15 protein-coding genes are annotated in these 19,405 nt (G+C 43.2%); 10 read left to right on the top strand and 5 right to left on the bottom strand.

All coding sequences use genetic code 11. The features are described from left to right. Positions 1–244: 244 nt before the first annotated feature. Positions 245–382, top strand: a complete 138-nt coding sequence (locus GO009_RS09920; RefSeq protein WP_163626053.1) for a hypothetical protein — start codon at positions 245–247, stop codon at positions 380–382. Between the two features lie 68 nt (positions 383–450). On the opposite strand, the gene GO009_RS09915 is transcribed toward GO009_RS09920, so the two are convergent. From GO009_RS09915 to GO009_RS09895, 5 genes are all read right to left on the bottom strand, one after another. Next, positions 451–1,200: a DUF2490 domain-containing protein gene (locus tag GO009_RS09915; RefSeq protein ID WP_163626052.1), complete on the bottom strand. Its 750-nt coding sequence runs from the start codon at positions 1,198–1,200 to the stop codon at positions 451–453. 1 nt (position 1,201) lies between these two features. After that, complete coding sequence (locus tag GO009_RS09910) at positions 1,202–1,645, bottom strand: PepSY-like domain-containing protein (protein WP_163626051.1); 444 nt, start codon at positions 1,643–1,645, stop codon at positions 1,202–1,204. A gap of 69 nt (positions 1,646–1,714) precedes the next feature. Next, complete coding sequence (locus tag GO009_RS09905; protein WP_163626050.1) at positions 1,715–2,995, bottom strand: cell wall metabolism sensor histidine kinase WalK; 1,281 nt, start codon at positions 2,993–2,995, stop codon at positions 1,715–1,717. After that, positions 2,992–3,669, bottom strand: a complete 678-nt coding sequence (locus tag GO009_RS09900; protein WP_163626049.1) for a response regulator transcription factor — start codon at positions 3,667–3,669, stop codon at positions 2,992–2,994. Before GO009_RS09900 ends, GO009_RS09905 begins: the two co-directional genes overlap by 4 nt. Before the next feature lie 294 nt (positions 3,670–3,963). Further along, the gene (locus GO009_RS09895) at positions 3,964–5,781 is read right to left on the bottom strand and encodes an alkaline phosphatase (protein WP_203532428.1); all 1,818 of its coding nucleotides are present in this window, start codon (positions 5,779–5,781) and stop codon (positions 3,964–3,966) included. 359 nt (positions 5,782–6,140) lie between these two features. Between GO009_RS09895 and GO009_RS09890 the strand changes: the two genes are divergently transcribed. The 9 genes from GO009_RS09890 (at position 6,141) to iolC (ending at position 19,379) form a co-directional block, all read left to right on the top strand. Further along, positions 6,141–9,302, top strand: a complete 3,162-nt coding sequence (locus GO009_RS09890; protein WP_163626047.1) for a TonB-dependent receptor — start codon at positions 6,141–6,143, stop codon at positions 9,300–9,302. A gap of 14 nt (positions 9,303–9,316) precedes the next feature. Further along, positions 9,317–10,687, top strand: coding sequence for a RagB/SusD family nutrient uptake outer membrane protein (locus GO009_RS09885; protein ID WP_163626046.1), 1,371 nt, complete (start codon positions 9,317–9,319; stop codon positions 10,685–10,687). 18 nt (positions 10,688–10,705) lie between these two features. Beyond that, positions 10,706–12,229, top strand: coding sequence for a BspA family leucine-rich repeat surface protein (locus GO009_RS09880; RefSeq protein WP_163626045.1), 1,524 nt, complete (start codon positions 10,706–10,708; stop codon positions 12,227–12,229). A gap of 65 nt (positions 12,230–12,294) precedes the next feature. Next, entirely contained in the window at positions 12,295–14,208 is a 1,914-nt protein-coding gene (locus GO009_RS09875; protein WP_163626044.1) for a hypothetical protein, read from the top strand. A gap of 79 nt (positions 14,209–14,287) precedes the next feature. Further along, positions 14,288–15,160: an alpha/beta hydrolase gene (locus GO009_RS09870; RefSeq protein WP_163626043.1), complete on the top strand. Its 873-nt coding sequence runs from the start codon at positions 14,288–14,290 to the stop codon at positions 15,158–15,160. Positions 15,161–15,352: 192 nt separating this feature from the next. Beyond that, the gene (locus tag GO009_RS09865; protein WP_163626042.1) at positions 15,353–16,396 is read left to right on the top strand and encodes a LacI family DNA-binding transcriptional regulator; all 1,044 of its coding nucleotides are present in this window, start codon (positions 15,353–15,355) and stop codon (positions 16,394–16,396) included. A gap of 128 nt (positions 16,397–16,524) precedes the next feature. Continuing rightward, positions 16,525–17,490, top strand: a complete 966-nt coding sequence (locus GO009_RS09860) for a class II fructose-bisphosphate aldolase (protein WP_163626041.1) — start codon at positions 16,525–16,527, stop codon at positions 17,488–17,490. Then, the gene (iolB, locus tag GO009_RS09855; protein ID WP_163626040.1) at positions 17,487–18,362 is read left to right on the top strand and encodes a 5-deoxy-glucuronate isomerase; all 876 of its coding nucleotides are present in this window, start codon (positions 17,487–17,489) and stop codon (positions 18,360–18,362) included. Before GO009_RS09860 ends, iolB begins: the two co-directional genes overlap by 4 nt. A 3-nt stretch (positions 18,363–18,365) precedes the next feature. Further along, complete coding sequence (gene iolC / locus GO009_RS09850) at positions 18,366–19,379, top strand: 5-dehydro-2-deoxygluconokinase (RefSeq protein WP_163626039.1); 1,014 nt, start codon at positions 18,366–18,368, stop codon at positions 19,377–19,379. Positions 19,380–19,405 lie beyond the last annotated feature (26 nt).

Genomic DNA, 19,405 nt, shown 5'->3' with positions numbered 1-19,405 from the left:
GCGCCGCCCTTGCCGAAAAGGTTCTTGCCCGACATGAACTGGTCAAGCACCTTCTTTTCAAATTCTGTCTGTTCCTCTGTTCTCATGGTTCTGTCTGAATAAAATTAATGTTTAAATCTATTTCAGACAGAGTTTAATTTACACCCTCGTTCCTATGGTCCTATTTCCGTTTCCCTGCCGCTCCAAAATTTTGTCTACCACTTGTTCCATGCTCAAATATTGTTTAACTAAAAATTCATTTATCATGGAAACAAAAACAAAACAAAGCGGAACCAAAAAAAACGGTAGCAAGACAGAAAGCATCCAATCAGGAGGTCAAGGACCAATTGACCAAGGAGGCTGGGATGGTTCGAACTTGCTTTGGCTTATTTCTTTAGTTTAATTTTTTGCTTCTGTGTCATATTCGTAATGGGCAATATTTTCATTCAAGTCCATTAACAGCCTTGTATTTTAGAATAAATTGTGAACTATGATATCAAGGCCAAAATAATGAGCGGTTTTTGAAAAGGACTTACCTAGAATGTTGTTCATGTATCCAATATTGAATGTTGTCCTGTTAATTGGACTTATGGAATAATAGATACAGAATCGAGCTTCTTTATATTTCAAGACGCCCCAATTATTTGTTCTACCCACCGAAAAAAGAGCTTCCATGGTTGTGGTAAGTTTTTGTGATTTTGATGAATTAAGGTTAACCTCTATTTTTGTTCTAATGCGTGAACGAAACTGGACGGTTTCCTTAGCAGGACTAAAATCCGGGTCAAAGAAATAGCGTAGTTCTGGCCGATAGGTTAAAGAAAATGCATTGTTCAAATATGAAAACCTGCCATAAATACGAAACTCTTGACGGGCATTGGGATTATCCAACAAATAAGGTCGCTCATCGATATAATTGTTCTGCCAACGATAACTCAGTGCTCCTGAATATTGCCATTGTGTGCTGAAACGATGCTTGATTTCTTGGTTTACAACGTAAATGACATTTCTTTCGAATGGATTAAAGTTGTTTGGGTTACTACTACTTCCCAAACCCAAATAAGTAGTTGAAGTCACCCCCTCTTTTTCTGACAACTTTTGTTTTAATCCAATAGCAAACCAACTAGCAGTATTGATATCACCCAGTCCGGGAGGGGAGATTTGGGCAAGACAGGTGGAATAGCATATTATTCCAAATAGTACGGAAAAAAAACTCTTAGACATACTAATCTACTGTTTTACTAAGTATCTTTCCCTTGCTGTCCACAACCACATTCCAGTCTTGGTGTATCAGGGAGTTAAGTTCCAAGCGGTACACTATTTTTTCATTTTCCGTGATACGTTCAAAATCATCAATGATATAGTTGCTAAAGTCCGATTTGATTTTTTGTTTAACGGCTTTGGGCAATTTACTTATTTGAATATCCTCTATATGCTTTACAATATTTCCTTCTTCGTTATACCATACCGTGTGGTTCAGGTACCAACCTGTTTCAAACTCAACACTGTAGAGAGTGCCGTCCATTTCCCATTCAATGTCCGTCGCTTTTTCGAATTCTACGCTGAATTGGTTTACGATTACAGATGGAACTTGGCTTTGCGGAATGTCCTGTGCATTGGAAAAATTAAGTGAGCAAGCCACCACAATGAGTACGATTTGCTTTTTCATTAGTAGTAAATATTAAGGTTTATACTACAAAGGAAAAGCCCAAATTTGGAAAGACTTGGGAATTGAAAACTATTTGAAAGTAAGTTCGAAACAGTGAAGGTCATTTTCGTGGGTGTAGGAAATTGAAAACCCATATAGTTCCGTGATAGCTTTTACCATTGATAATCCGAGCCCTGTGCTGTTAGGTTTACCCGTAGCTTTATAAAAACGCCTGAAAATGTTTGTATCGTTCAGTTTTTGACTCATACTGTAGTTCGATATTTTCAATGTTTCATCCATTATGGCAATATCAATTTTTCCGTTTTTCACATTATGTAGAACAGCATTTCTGATTAAATTGGAAATCAAGATGTTTGCAAGCGATTTGTCCATCATAACGGAAAGTTCCGCAGTATTCCTTATGGTTATTTTAATATTTTTGAATTCTATAATTTCTTTTAAGTCATCTATAGTTTGTGCAACAATTGTATTGATGGAAACATTGTGGCTGCCCATAAATTGATTGTTCTCAATCTTGGCCAATAATAATAGGGACTTGTTGAGACGGATTAAGCGTTGTGCTATTTGATAGGTTTCAGTTATCTTCTTGGCATCTGAATTCTCCAAGGTCTTGTTTTCCAGCACTAGTTCCAAGTTATTAGAGACTATGGCTAATGGAGTCTGCAATTCATGTGAAGCATTTCCAATAAATTGATTTTGTTGCTCATAGGTCTTGATGGTATGCTTCAACAAATTGTCCATTACTTTTTTTAAATCGGCAAACTCCTTGGTCTTTGTATTAATCTCGGGCAACTCTTGATGATAGCCAAGACGGAATCCTTTTAATTGGTCCAAAAGTTTGTAAAAAGGTTGCCATAGTTTTTTTAGAACAATCAAATTAATGGCTATAATGGATGTGATTAATATGGAATAGAGCAAAATGACGCCTTTCATCAATTCATTGATTAGGTCATCTTCCTCTACCATGGAATTGGCTACTTTCAGTTGATAGTATTTTCCATTGATTTCAAATGCGGTTATGAGCATGCGCACAGGCTCTGGTTCGGGCTCCTCATCATCGGCATCCTGCATATAGATTTCGGTATCAATGTATTGGTCTTTTTGGGCAAGTGCTTTTGGTGCGGTCATCCTTTGAATGGAAAAAAAACTCTCATCAAAATAACTTTTATCCAAAATACTGGAATCTTTTTTAGCATTTTGAATGATTAGCCGTTTGTAATTCTCTAGGCCTTCATCAATACTGCCTTTGATTTCATTAAGTGTGTTTATGTAGAAAATTATGCCCCAAAGAATGACAATGCCCAGAATGGAGATTGAAAGATATTTTAAGGATTGGTTTTGGAGCTTCATACCTCGATAAGCTTGTATCCAACACCATAGATTGATTCTAATCGGATGCCCGCCCCAGAATCATTCAACTTTTTTCGAAGATTTTTTATTTGGTAATACACGAAATCAAAGTTATCCGAATTGTCAGAATGATCTCCCCAGACATATTCTGCCAATGCTTCCTTGCTGACCAAACGGTTTTTGTTAAGTAAAAAGTAATTGAGAACACCAAATTCTTTACGGTTCAGAGGGATGTTGTTTCCATTTACCAACAGTTCGTGGTTATTCATTTCTAGGACAACATTAGCCATCTCTATGGAGTTCTTTCCATTTAGTTCTTTTCTTCGCAGCACTGCTTTTACACGAGCATTGAGTTCGGCTAAATAGAAAGGTTTGGTAAGGTAATCGTCCGCACCGAGCTCTAATCCTTCGAGTTTGTCATCCAATGAATCTCTGGCCGAAATAATGATGACATTTTCACTTTTATTCTCTTTTTTCAATTTCTTGAGAATATCCAACCCGCTTCCATTGGGTAACATAATGTCCAATAGGATGCAATCATACTCATAAACGAAAACTCTTTCAATGGCACTATGGAAATCCATGGCAAATTCAACTAAATAACCCTCTTTTTCCAAGGAATCTTTAATAGTATTGACCATTTGTGGTTCGTCCTCAATCAATAGAATTTTCATAAATCAAAATTAAGCTCGAAAGTTAGAAAGAAATGGGAACTTACCGGGATGAGGCCCGATAGTATGTTGTTAATGACAACTTTAAAGGGCAAGATTTGTTGAATTAAGCAGAATATTTCACTTCTAAGATAGCGAATACCAAAGCGGAGGGTAGTAGAAAGGGACCATGGAAAAGTAACTTAATCTATTAGCTAGTGGTGACAGGTTTTAATTGGAAAAAACTTGGGAACGGTTTTGTTCCCAAGCTCTCTCAACATCAGCATCTAAAAGCTAACTAAACTAATTGTTAATAATTCATTCACGGTATATGCTCAAGATGTTCATTATTTTATCGAAGACTTCACTGTTTTCATACACACCCTGAAACTCTTGGGAGTGTGGGCCATAGGCAAAAAGAGGCACCATGGCTGCAGTGTGGTCAAAAGTGGTGAAATCCCCTTCAATGGCCTTGCTTTTGAGATTACCCTGTGGAATGGCAAAACCAGAGGTTTCATGGTCAGCGGTAATGATGACAAGTGTATTTTTCGAAACATCGGCAAATTTTATGGCCTCCGTAATGGCCCTGTCAAAATCTATCCCCTCACTTACAATGCCCGCCACGTTTTTTTTATGTGCATACTTGTCTATTTTTGCACCCTCCACCATCAGGAAAAAGGGTTTGTTCTTTGCCTTTAGGAAATCGATGCTGCCTTTGGTCGCCCTAGCCAATGCATCTCCCCTTCCATCCAGAACACTCGGCACATCGCCATTGGAAAAAAAGTGGCCGATCTTCTCATGGCCAGAGTCATTAATATCATCAATGTGATCCACTAGGGTAAAGCCCATTAGGTTTTCCCTGTTTTCAAAATCGGTTTTGCCACCCCCTACAAATAGAGAAAGCTTGCTTTTGGATAAATCTGCTGCAATGGCGGTCACTTGTGACCGATCTTCCTGATGCGAGTAAAAGGAAGCCGGCGTGGCCCCGGTCAATTTGTCCGTGGTAACACAACCAGAAATAAAGCCCAATGTGGCCAGTTTTTCGGGAATATTTAGTAGAGGCTCCCTCAAGGTATCGAGGCCAATGGAACGATTGTATGTCTTGCTTCCGGTTGCCAAAGCAGTGCCTGCAGCAGCCGAGTCGGTGGTGAAATCATCCGCTGAGGCAGTTTTCAGGAAACCGATGCTCTTCAATTGTGTCAGGGTCAATGCCCCCCCATTGGCCAAGGCTGCCGAAGAGATATGGCTCAGCCCATTTCCATCGCCGATGAACAATATGATGTTTTTCACCGGTTTCTCCTTTTGATCTACGGTATATCGGGGAGTATAAACTTCAGAGAAAATCTTGTTCCTGTATCTCCTTTTTTCCAAGGAATTGACAAAATCGATGCAAACGAAGGGCATATCCGTGTTGATGAAATCCACTCCAAGATCAGCAAGTGCCCGCCAAGCCGTTTTGGTATCGGGAGTGGCCCAAAACCTAAAAGGTTTTCCATAGCTGTGTGCCTTATCGATAGTGGTCTTTACTTTGTCAAGGTCATCTGAGGTTAGTCTTCCCAACCCGTTCCAAGAAGAAATCTTCTTGAAGTTGAGACTGATTAAAGCCACTTTGTCCCAAAGTTTCTCGTTGTTGAAGTTTTCCAAGCTTTGATAATCAAACTTGATATATGGGGGATAGTTTGGGTAGGTTTCAGTGGGCGGACGATTTCCGGAAATGACCAAGGTGATATTGTTGTTCCCTATGATATCCGGGTATTTTTCCAACACATTGACCAATTCTTGCAGAGTCGGTTCCGATTCGGATTTGATATCGATGAGCACTTGGATGGCTTTTTGATTCCCAAGTTTTAGAGCCAAGGCCTTTTGTATAGGTTGGAGATAAAGATTTTCAATGTTCCTGTTCTCAATTATTTCGGATTCCTCATGAGTGGCGTATAATACTCCGTTTTTTAGAAATATATCCACTTCAAAAGATTGGAGACCACCAGAAAAAGCATCCCAAAAAGGAACAGCCTGTTCATAATCATTGTGTGAATGGATGCTCTGGCCATGGACGTTGGACTGGAATTGGAAGACACCAAAGATAATGACCAAATGGAGCAAGGAAATCTTGTACTTGTGTAATGTAAGGTGCATAGAAATCATTTATAAAGGATAGATTCATCCAAAGACCCAGTTGGGAAAATTGGACAATTCAAAACAACGACAAATAATACATTCTTTAAAAAAATATTGTGCAAAGGTTTGCACATAAAAAGGTGTTGCAGCCCCTAAGAATCAAAGAATTGGGAGGGAGTGCCTTCACACTCCTTGCAGAGACTGTTATCACCCTTTATAAAATGTTTTCAAATAGGGCATAAATAAGCGGTTAAATGCTTGCAAATTAAAGGTTAACCAATGCAAACCTTTGCATAAAGTTTTGATGTAGGCGTATTACCGAAATCGTTTTTTTATTGTTATTTGGTTGTCGAATTAACAATTATAATCAACCTAATATGAAGAAATTTAAATTTTTGGTAACAATTTTTCTAATTGGCCTTACAACGGTTTCGTGGGCCCAAAAGAAAATAAATGGTACTGTTATCGATAGTGATGGGTATCCTCTTCCAGGGGCCAGTGTTGTGGAGAAGGGAACAACCAATGGGGCTATTTCCGACTTTAATGGGGAATATTCCATTGAAACCAGTTCCGATACACCTGTTTTGGTGGCTTCTTATATGGGTTTTGAAACAATGGAAAAGACTGTTGGCCCATCAGTATTCACCCTGGATTTTGTTTTGAAAGAGGCCAGCAATGTTCTTGATGATGTGGTGGTCATTGGCTATGGGACAAGCTCCAAGGAAAAAATCACTGGCTCGGTGGTCAGTATAGATGCAGAAAGTATCCAGGAGTATTCCAACGCCAACTTCGACCAGGCCATAGTTGGAAAACTACCGGGGGTCGATATTTTGACCAACGCAAGAAACCCTGGGGATGGTAATACTATAACCATACGGGGGGCGGGCTCCATCACTAGAAGCGCAAACCCACTCGTGGTGGTCGATGGCTTTCCGTTGGCAGAAGGAAGCTCCCTCAATGTCATCAATCCCAATGACATTGCATCCATTGATGTGATAAAAGATGCGGCTTCCTCGGCCATTTATGGATCTCGGGCGGCCAACGGGCTTATCATGATTACCACGAAAGAGGGACGGAGCAAAAAAACGACAGTTCAGATTAATTCCGTGGCCGGGATACAAGAACGTACCGGGACATACGACCTTTTGAACGCTTATGATGCGGCCATTTTCTTTAGGGACGGACGAAACAACGCATATCTGAAAAACCATAACAATGTTAGTGTTAATGACACAGAGTCACAGCGTATTGCTAATGGAGCAAACGTGCGGGAACTTTTATTGGATTATACCCTTCCGTACCTGAATAACGAACAGGGTCTAATGGATTTTAACTGGGAAGATGCTGTGTACAGGGCAGGGATAGTACAGAACCACCATATAAATGTATCCGGTTCGAACGATGCCACCAACTATTCAGTATCATTGGGGTACACCGATGAGGAAGGTATAGTGATTACTGCAGACCAAAAACGTTATACCACTAACATCAAGTTCAACACCAAATTGAGTGAACGCTTGAAGTTCGGGGCAAACATGAACGGTTACTATTCCGAAAGAGGACTTACCAATGGAAGTAACCAATATAGGTTCCCTATAGATCCAGCAGGCAGAGCCATGGTATATATGTACCCATTTTTCTCTGCTTATGACGATTCGCACCCGACCGGGTACAATATTGAGGCACAGATTCGTGCAAACAGGCCCTATAATGCAAACTTGCAAGAAAACCCTGTGGCCATGGCAGAATTGTCCAAGTATGATAGAAGAGAGTTCAGGACTTTCGGAAATGCCTATCTTTCCTATGAGCCTATAGACAATCTGGAACTAAAGACCTCATTGGGTTATCTGTTAGACTACAAGTTTACCGACCAGTATGCGCCAATGCTCACCGGTGCATACCGTGAATTGATCAGTGAAAGAAATCCTCAGCAGGGGTCGGAAAGCAGAAGCGATCAGGGGGATGTTCTTATAGAGAACACGGCCAACTATACCTTCGATATTGGCCAGCATTCGTTCAATGCATTGGCAGGACAAAGTTTTCAGAAAAGCTCTTCATCTGGACTGTCCGTTGACGGGTTCGATTTTCCAAACGATATCATTGAAAATATAGATGGCTCTACTGTGCAGACGGCCGGGGCATCACGAAGCCGATGGACACAGCTCTCCTATTTTGGTAGGATTATGTATGATTACAAGGATACCTATTTCCTATCGGGATCCATACGTACCGATGGTTCCTCCAGATTCGGAAGGGACAATAGGTATGGAACCTTTGGTTCGTTCTCCGCAGGTTGGGTGTTGAGCAATGAATCCTTTTTTCCGGAAAATGATATACTCACGTTTGCAAAATTGAGATATAGTTGGGGGCAAACAGGGAATAATCAGATTGGCAACTATGCACAGTATGCCTCCATTGGCACAGGAAGGGACTATCCCTATGATGGTACGCTCCATCCCGGTGCCGCCCCGTCCAGTGCCCCATCCTATGCCCTTACTTGGGAGACTAATACTTCCAACAACTTTGGTGTGGATTTGAGTTTTTTCAACAAAATCAGGCTAGGGGTCGATTACTACGTAGCAGACATTACCGATCTTTTGTTGGACAGGCCGGTACCCAAACATACTGGTTTCAACAATTCTCTTCAGAACATTGGGGAAATGAGAAACAAGGGCTGGGAATTCCAACTCAGCGGATCTAATTTCAACTTGGGGGATCTAAGCTTTGGCTTTGATGCCAATTTGGCAACCAACAATAATGAGATTCTTTCCCTTGGAGGTGCCGATGAGTTGTTCGAAGGAGGAAATCAAAGATTCATTACCCGGGTAGGGGAGTCCTTGGCGAACCTTTATGGCTATAAGATCATCGGGATTTTGAAATCCGAGGAAGAAGTAGCTGAATATAACAATAGAAAGAATACTACCCTATCTGCAGAAGTGGGTGACTACATATTCCAAGACACGGATGGAAACGATACTATTGATGCCAATGATAGGGTGCTTTTGGGCGACTACAACCCCGAAGTAACCTATGGTTTTGGAATAAACCTCGCCTATAAAGGGTTTGACATGAGCTTGAACTTCAATGGAACCGTGGGAAGAATGGCCTTTGATGAGATGACTTCCAGATATTTGGAGTATGGGGAGGCGTTTACCAATACCAACTACCACTATTTTAACAATTATTGGGACCCTGTACATAATCCGGATGGTTTTTTAGCCCCTCCCGATGCTTATGGCAACACCGCTACAAGGTCTGCCAGTAGAAACCCCACCAATTACAACGTACTTGATGCGGATTACCTGAGATTGAGAAGCGTACAGTTGGGGTATAACATACCTTCCGACGTGTTGGAACAGTTGCACTTAAAGAACCTACGCGTATATGTCTCTGCCAATAACCTGCACACTTGGACCAAGTTCAGGGGAATGAACCCTGATGGAGGCAACACGGGCAACCCACTGAACAGAGGACATATTTTTGGCACAACGGCAGTTCCCAGACTCATTTCTGCGGGCATCAATCTAACATTCCAATAAAAAGAATTATGGTTATGAAACGAATATATATTTACACTTTGGCAATGCTTTCATGCTTTGCATGTGAAGACGAACTGGACCAATTTCCAGAAACAGGCATCTTGGCCGACAACTATTACACCACACAGGAAAATGTTGAATCGACAGTGACCGCTACATATAATGAGTTACAGGCACTCTATGATTATTACATGATACTGTGGGGAGAGATTCCTTCTGACAATGCATATATCCAAGCTCCAAACTCCAATGGAGGTGCGAGACCTTTGGAAGATTTTTCATGGATCAGCACCACTGGTTTTGTTGGGAGTATATGGGAGAATGCCTATGAGGGCATCTTATATGCAAATACCGTGTTGGATGTAATCGATAATGTGTTATATGACAGTGAATCCTTGAAAAGTATAAGGATTGGTGAGATGAAATTCATCAGAGCATTTTTATATGAGCAGCTTACAACAATCTATGGGGATGTTCCCTTGGTTTTGGAGGTGGACGATCCTACCAATGCGTTTGATGATGTCCGGACCCCAGTGTCTGAAATCTATACGCAAATCGAGGCAGACCTGTTGGATGCCATAACACTTCTGCCAAAAACCAATAGCGTGGGCAGGGCAAATGAATATGCAGCACGTGCCATTCTTGCTAAGCATTACATGAGACTAGGGGACTTTGGCAAAGCAGAGGCACAATTGGAAATCATCGTGGGTTCCGAAAAATATGACCTTGCTCCGATTGATGGCCTTTTTGGTGTGGAAAATGAAGGCAACGATGAAGATGTCTTCAGTATTCAGTACACCTCCAATTTAGATGGAATGAGTGAAGGAAGCCGGTTCTATTACATATTTACCCAACCTGATGACCAAGGGGGCATGGGGGCCATGGCCATGGAAAGTTCCCTGTACAATTTATACGAGGCAGAAGATCTTCGTCGAAACTTGATCAACGAATCCAACAATGTGTACTATATCAACAAATGGACACCATCACCCAACAGCAACAGGGAAGATGGTGGGGACAACCACTTTGTGGTCAGGTATGCGGATGTGTTGCTACTATATGCGGAATGCCTCAATGAGAACAACAAGACCTCTACTGCGGAGATTTATCTCAATAGGGTAAGGAACAGAGCAGGTCTGGACAACACCACTGCAAGCGACCAAGCAAGCATGCGCAATGCCATTGCCTTCGAAAGAAGGTTGGAATTGGCAGGTGAAGGCCACCGCTGGTACGACCTACTGCGAACGGGCAAAGCCATACAGACCATGAACAGTTTCTTCCAAACGGAGGGCAGAGATATCACCGTTGACCCCATAAGATTGTTGGCCCCTATTCCACAGGCTGAAGTTGATATTACGGATATGGAACAGAACCCCGGGTATTAATCAATAAAAACACAAACAATGAAACGATTTTATAAATTTTTCCTATTGATCGCATTTATCGGAGCTGCACTCAGTTCCTGTGATGTGGACAGTACAGACTTTTCCCTTGACGACAGGGACGTCTATATCGACTCCATAATCATAGAAGCCTCCAAAAACCCTTGTATTGAGGAAGATATTGAGGTTTCTGTTACCAATTATTCCAGAAGCATTACAGCTTCCCTTCCGGAAAATTGTGATGCCAGTGACATGGTGCTCACCATCCATTTGCAGGATGGAATCACAACCTCGCCTGCATCCGGGGAAAGTTTTTCTACTGGGACTTCCACCCTTTTGGTATCCGGATTTGGGCTGGAAGAGGAATACACCATCAATCTAAAAGTATTGGAACCGTTTGAGTCCGATGATGAATTTGTGTCCGTTTGGAGAGTGGATGCCAATGGCAGTATAACCCTTCCACTTATAGAGACCGGGACTTACAACTTCAAAGTATTCTGGGGCGATGGGCAGGAAAGTATAGTGGCCACCTACGACCTTGAGTCTGCCACGCACACCTACGCAGAGGCCGGTGACTATACGGTCACTGTTTGGGGAGAAATCAATGGGTTCAACTTTGATATGACCAAGGAGAGTGCGGCAAACATCATCGACATCACCAACTGGGGACAAGTTAAGTTGGGCAATGACGGCGGTTATTTTAGAAAGTGCACCAATCTGCAGATAACAGCAGAAGATGCCCCTGACCTAAGTGAAACCACCAATTTCAGGGAAATGTTCAGGGAGGCCACATCCTTTAACAGTAATATCAACCACTGGGACGTGAGCGGTGTCACAAGCATGTGGGACATGTTCTATAAGGCCAATAATTTCAACCAGCCTTTAGATCAATGGGACGTAAGTAATGTGACCACTTTTGAGACCATGTTCAGGGATACCGCTTTCGATCAAGACATATCCGGATGGGATGTGAGTAGTGCCACGACCATGAAAAACATGTTCAGGAACTGCCCGTTCAACCAGCCCATTGGTGATTGGGATGTTTCCAATGTGACCAGTTTCCAGTCCACCTTTAGGCAGAACGATGCCTTTGATCAGGACCTTTCGGGTTGGGGCGACAAATTGGGCAATGTGATTACCATGCGTGAGATGTTCAGGGAATCCGATTACAACGGCGACCTTAGTGCATGGGATATGAGCAAGGTAGTAAGCATGTGGGACATGTTCAAGGACAGCGGATTTAACAATCCCTCAATCAATAATTGGGACTTGAGCAGTATGGACAACATGGAAACCATGTTCGGTGGTGAAAATTGCGCCTTTAACCAGGATATTTCCGGTTGGGACGTGAGCAATGTGGTCAATATGCAGAACCTGTTCAAAGAAAACAAGGTGTTCAACCAAGACCTTTCGGGTTGGGACGTGAGCAACGTAATGTGCAATTACGATTTTGATACCGACGCACCCCAATGGGAAGATGCTAATAAACCCAATTTTGTTGCTGACAAAACAGATAACAATGAGTTCTGCAACAGGGATAATTGATATGGATTTATTTTTAATTGAAAAGGGACCCGATCAGGTCCCTTTTTATACTTTATATTAGTTGTATGACAAGATCAACTCTCTTCAGTATCGCATTGATGGGCTTTTTTGTGGCCCACGGATGCTCATCGGACAGCGGAGAACCCGCTGTGAAACCAGACCCCCCAAAACAGGGGCAGAATCCGGATCCTGATCCAGACCCTGTTGTTACGGATTCCACGACCGCCATATATAGGCAGTTTTTCTTTACAGGGACCCACAATTCCTATTCAGGAAATCTTGGAGGGATGAAAAGGGAAGGAATCGGGACACAATTGGAAAGGGGGCTCAGGTTTTTTGAATTCGACCTATTCACCTTCCATACCCAAAAAGCCTTGCAGACAACTTGGGCCGAGCAAGTGGATGGATTTACCGTGTTCGATCACATGGGAGAACCACATATCCTTTCCTATTCAAAAATCGGGGGCAGTATCAAAATATTCAGCCTGGACAATGGCAATCCACAAATAGTTTACCAGAATACAGGTGAAGGTTTGGAAGAAGTCGACAGGAAATTTTCAATACTGGCTTTTCAGGAAGGGCTATATATTTTTGGATACGAACCAATGGCCGGTGACTTTATCATTTACAGTTTCAATGGCACTTCACTGACTCCCTTGCATTCAGGAAACATAGGGGACACCAATGTGAACCTGTCCACTTTTGTGTTCAACAATACAGCCTACACAGCAGTGCATGCCAAGGACAGTACCACCTATAAGATTATCGAAATCTCTTTTGATGGTGGAGATGTTGCCCTTGGAGAAACACGCTATGAACAAAATTCCGTTCCCTCCAATGAAACCCTGTATCCTTTTGAGCAGGATAACAACCTTTACATGTTTAGGCACAATGTAAATACCGTCACTAATTTCAAGGTCGAATCGGTCGATACCAATGGAAACACTTGGACAACGAACGGCAACCAAACAAGCACATCAAGCCAGCTCACTGGCACGGTACAGGCTTCAATCACCAATGGAAAACTCTTTGTGAACTCCTATGGCGCCAATGGTGATGTAAAGGGTTCGCAATTGATCATGGACAATGGCAAGCCTAATTTGGTCAATGAGTACAACAATGAATCTGATATGTTGTCCGGTGCAGAAGCGGGTATGTACCCATCTGAAAATGGATATTACCTTTTTTTACAAAAAGATACATCCGTCCAATTGATGTCTATAGCGATAGGGGAACTTGTTTTAGGACATGATGCCCCAGGAGATGAGGTAGATTTAAGCGTGGACAATCCATCGTCCGTTTTCTTGGAAGATTGGATAACATATATCTCCAATTGGAGCAATGACAACCCAGGGCATGAACCCCTGTTCATTATGACAGAGCTCAAGGAGTACGAACAATGGATGGCTAATGCCAAATGGCAAAGCATCATTCGTTTGATGCAGGACAAGTTTGGGGACAAGCTGAGGTACCATAGTTCCAGCGGGTTCCATAATGAGGATCTGGTGGATCAAAACAAGATTGTTGATGGCAAGACCTTGTACTTTATGGACGAAAACGGGTCGAAGGAAGGGGGGCTGCTCGGAAAAGTGGTGCTCTATATACAGCCGAACAACAACATAACCAAGAGTGAGCACACCAACAACTTTCAGCCCTTTGCCACAACTGATGGCATACTGCAAGAAAACTTCCTCCAACTCAGACGGTACAGGGAAAACAACAAATTGGTGTCGCCCGATTGGAGAAACCCTGGGAACTATGGCAATGATATCGGGGCGTTCATTGATGCAAAAGACGACAGCTACATCAGTCGGATTTTCCACATGCAAAGCGCATCGGGTGACGGTCAGTACGACAATATCCGTTGCACCGATGTCATGTTTGCCGTTTCCGATAGGCCATATGAAGGCCTGTACACCAACTATGTGGAACAACAGAAAGTAAAGAACGATTTGGAAAAAGTCGTTGGCTGCGATTGAAAAAGGGCATCCAGAGAGCAATAGGAAACAGTAAAATTTAAATGCGCAAAACAGTTGATGGTCGACAAAAACTAGGAAAATGAAATATATTGTATCAATACTATTTTTATGGTCATTCCATTTGTGTATGGCCCAAAACCACATTATCCCCCTCTGGGAAGGAAAAATCCCGAATGCCAAAGAATCAAATCTCGAAGAAGTACAAAAGAATCCAAAGGCCAGGGTGATTTCAAAAGTCATAGGGCCTAGTTTGGAAGTGTATTTGCCATCCAGCGTCATCAAAACAGGCAAGATGGTCATGATATGTCCCGGGGGAGGATACGGTGTGTTGGCCTACGACAAGGAAGGAACGGATGTTGCCAAATGGCTCAATGGCTATGGCATAGCGGCGGCCGTTCTAAAATACAGACTGCCTGAGGACGAATCCAATGAGGTCCCGCACCTCACCCCATTGCTGGACGCCAAGAGGGGAATGGAACTGCTCCGCTCAAATGCGGAAGAATGGGAAATTGACCCCAACAAGGTCGGAATAATGGGTTTTTCGGCAGGAGGGCATTTAGCCTCCACACTTGGGACACACTTTGAAGATGAGAACCGACCGGATTTCATGGCACTTATCTATCCAGTGGTGACAATGAAAGAAGACTACACTCACAACGGTTCAAAGAAAAACTTGTTGGGGGAGCAGCTTTCCGACGATTTGGTGGAGCACTATTCCAATGAATTACAGGTAAGGGAAAACACGCCTCCCACATTTATCCTCCACAGTGCCGATGACGAAGTGGTCCCGCTGGAAAACAGCCTTCAGCTGGTCAAGGCACTCAAGGACAAAAGGATATCGGTTGAGATGCACATTTACCCGTATGGCGGACATGGATTTGCCCTGGCCCTACAAAAGGGTAGACTTGCAAAATGGGGCCAGTTTCTTTTGGATTGGTTGAAAGACATCTAGATAGGTAATATTTTTTCATTGAAAATCAATACGTTACGATTTTAAATTTGCAGTAACCAAATCTGTGGACGCGTAATGGAAAAAATAATTGTATTTTGTTAACAGGTCACTTCCAACCCTTAATAGTTGTACCTGTTCAGGGTTGAAAAGTACAAAAGAACCAGATGAAGAAAAGATTTATACCTATCCACTATGAAAAAGGGACGTGTCACCTTAAAGGATATTGCCGCCAAGCTCAACCTTGCCCCTTCCACAGTTTCAAGGGCTCTTAACGATCATCCCGCTATCGGGGACGATACCAAGAAAGCCATCAAAAAATTGGCCGAGGAACTGGATTATCAACCCAATCCCATGGCCTTGGGGCTCCTTCAAAAAAAATCCAATACTATAGGGGTCATAGTGCCCGAAATAACCAGTCACTTTTTTTCCGCTATTATTACGGGCATCCAGGATGTGGTGGGACCAACGGAATACAATATCATGATTTGTATTTCCAATGAATCCTACGAAGAAGAGGTCACCTTGGTGAAGAAGTTGTCCAAGATGCGGGTGGATGGTATTTTGGTATCCCCTTCATCGGGAACCAAGAGTTTTGACCATTTCAAGAATTTGCAGAAGAACGATGTGCCCGTGGTGGTTTTTGATCGGGACTGCCCAGGGTTGGAAAGCGACAAGGTTTTGGTGGACGATTATTCCGGGGCATTACAAGCTGTGGAATACCTCATACGTTCAGGCTGCAAAAGAATAGCCCATTTGGGCGGCCCTTTGAACCTGAGCACCACAAAGCATAGGCTCCAAGGCTATCTTGATGCTCTGGAGAAGAACAAGGTGCCCTTGCGAAAAGACTACATCCAACACGTTAAGGGGTTTTCCCATAAAGATGGTATCAAACCCACCAAGAGATTGCTGGAACTCGAAGATGCCCCAGATGCCATATTTGCCATTAACGATAATATAGCTGCTTCGGCCATGCACGTGGCCAAAAAAATGGGACTGGCAATTCCTGGTGACATTTCAATAGTCGGTTTTGATGACGAGCCCCATTCTTTATACTTTTCCCCTGCATTGTCTACCGTTTGGCAACCGGTGTACAGTTTGGGCATGTTGTCTGCCAGGATATTATTGCAACGCATAAAAAACAAAAATTCCAAGGAAGAATTCAGAATGGAAGTGTTTAAGCCGGAACTGGTAATAAGGGCGTCCTCTAGAGAAGATTCAGTCGGTATTTCCGATTGATTTTGATGTGGTTTTCATGCAAACCTTTGCATGGAGTTTTCGCCCCAATGCTTTCGGGCATAGCGTTTTTTTTGTTCTTTTAACCTCGGTTTAAGGCTTTTGTCTGACCACTAAAAAAATAAAAGGACATGGTTGTTTCTCCCAAGATTTTTTTTAACGACTGCTACGGCAAATATGCCATTGCGGCCGTAAATGTTTTTACAATGGAACAGGTGCACGGGCTTTTTAGTGCCGCACAGCGGGCCAATGCTCCTTTTATAGTGCAGTTGACCCCCGTGGCAAGGAGCTACGCCCATGCAAAAATGTTGTCCGCCATGATCGATGCCGCGGCAAAGATCTATCCCAAGGCTGTATATGCCGTTCATTTGGACCATGGCAATGAAGAGCATGCCTTTGACGCCATTAACTCGAAAAAGTACCAATCTGTGATGATCGATGCTTCCCACGATGATTTTGAGACCAATGTGGTGCGGACACGTACCGTGGTGGAAAAGGCCCACCAGGCCAATATGGTCGTGGAGGCTGAATTGGGTGTGCTCGCAGGTGTGGAAGACGATATCGACATTGCAGAGGAACATTCCTGCTACACCCAACCATCCGAAGTGGCGGTGTTTGTCAATGCCACAAAATGTGATAGTCTTGCCGTAGCGGTCGGGACCAGCCATGGGGCCTATAAATTTTCGGGAGGCCAGGGAATCCAATTCCATATACTAAAAGAAATACAGGATCGGTTGAACGGTTTCCCCATTGTACTGCACGGGGGCTCTGCCGTCAATGTAGGAGAGATAGAACGAATCAATCAAGCAGGTGGAAAGTTGACCGAGGGAGCAGCGGGTGTTTCTTCTGAAGAGATAGTAAAATCCATACAGTACGGTATTTGCAAAATCAATATTGCGACCGATACGAGATTGCTCTGGGCTAGGGTGCATCGGGAGTTTTTTAAACAGACTCCAGACTTGTTCGATCCAATACTGCCCGGAAAGGAATACATGCAAGAATACGAAAAGTTCATGTTGCAAAAATTTGAACTTTTGGGAGCCACTGGCAAGGCAGAAAGAATAAGGACAAACAACAAAATAGTAATGAGCAGATGAGAAAAGAATCCCATTTATTGGTCAAACCTCTTAAAATACCAGGAACATACCATAGCATAACACCAGAGACCGCAAATTGGAACTATCTGAGTTTTGGTGCTAGGGAAATGAGAAGGGGAGAGAACTGGGAACACAGTACGGGAGACAATGAAATGGTCATTGTGCTCCTCAGCGGAAACTTTAGAGTGAAGAGCGATAAGGGAACATGGGAAACGAAGAATGGGCGGAAAGATGTGTTCAGCGGAGTTGCACACACCCTCTACATTCCAAGGGACAGTAGGTTTGAACTGACCGCAACGAGCGATACTTTGGATATTGCCTACGGATGGTGCAAATCTGATGGGGAATATCCAGCAAAGTTTATCACGCCCGAAGAAACGCCTACGGTCATTTTTGGAGGGGACAACGCAACAAGACAGTTCAACGACTTGGTACCACCCGGTTTTGCATGCAGTAAGATTGTGGTGCGTGAAGTTTACACCCCATCGGGCAACTGGAGTTCCTTCCCCGCACACAAGCATGATGAACGGATTTTGGATGCAGAAGGAAATGTATTGGAGCCCGTTCAAGAGGAAACCTATTTCTACAAATTCCAAAAACCAGAGGCTTATGCCATTCAACAAGTATATACGGCAGACCGTTCTTTGGACGAAATAGTAAGGCCACGCCACAATGATGTGGTTATGATCCCAAAGGGATTTCACCCAGTAGTGGCGGAGCATGGTTTCCATTGTTACTACCTCAATTTTTTGGCCGGCACCGACCAGTGCTTGGCCAATACCACAGATCCCGATCATGAGTGGATCTATGGTTCATGGAAAACAAAAGACAATAGGTTGCCCTTGGTTACCGCACAAATGAACAAACACTAAAAGATGAGCAATAAGAAATACGATGTGATTACATTCGGAAGATCTTCCATAGACCTGTATTCGCAGAACATAGGTTACCCATTCAATGATATCAAAGGATTTGACGCCTTTGTGGGAGGCTCTCCTCTGAACATAGCGGTGGCTTGTGCCCGGCTTGGACTTCAACCCAGCCTGCTTACAGCGGTGGGCAAAGACAAAGTAGGTGAATTCATCATCAACTTTTTGAAAAAAGAAGAGGTGAACACAGACTGCATTCCAGTCAAAAATGGAGCACGAAGCAGTGCGGTCATTTTGGGCATCGAACCTCCCGACAGGTTTCCCTTAGTCTATTATCGCGATAATGCGGCCGATAGCCAAGTAGATATAGATGATGTACTGAAGGCCAACATACAAGATCATAAGATATTGCTCATAAACGGTACGGCCATGAACGTTGAACCCAGTAGGAGCGCAACCTTTCTTGCCGCCGAGATAGCTCAGAAAAATGATGTTGACATTGTTTTGGACCTCGATTTCAGGGCAGATCAGTGGCATGACTACCGTGCCTTTGGAATCACCGTAAGAGCCATTTTGCCCAAAGTCAAGATTGCGATAGGTACCGAAGAGGAAATTCTTGCGGCTACTCTTAGCGAGGCATCACAGGTGGTCATCAAACACCAACAGATATCGGCACCCGAGATCAAAGGGGATATTGAAAAATCAATAACATGGTTGCTTTCTTCGGGAATTGAGACGCTTTTGGTGAAAAGGGGCTCGGAAGGGGTAAGCATCTATTCAAAAGATGGTTCACGGGAAGATGTGCCCGGGTTTCCGGTAGAGGTCTTGAACGTATTGGGAGCGGGTGATGCATTTGCAGGCGGCTTTTTATATGGTCTGCTTCAAGGCTGGGGCCTGTACAAAGCATGCCGGATGGCCAATGCCAGCGGAGCACAGGTGGTGACCAAAAATGGGTGTGCCAATTTTATGCCGACCCTGGAAGAATCCCTGAAATTTATAGAGGATAAAGGCGGTTTCTGAAATATGGAACAGCCAGGTGCAATATC

It is taken from the genome of Allomuricauda sp. TY007 (genome assembly GCF_010468565.1).
Classification (GTDB): Bacteria; Bacteroidota; Bacteroidia; order Flavobacteriales; family Flavobacteriaceae; genus Flagellimonas.
This window is presented reverse-complemented; position numbering and strand designations above follow the sequence as displayed.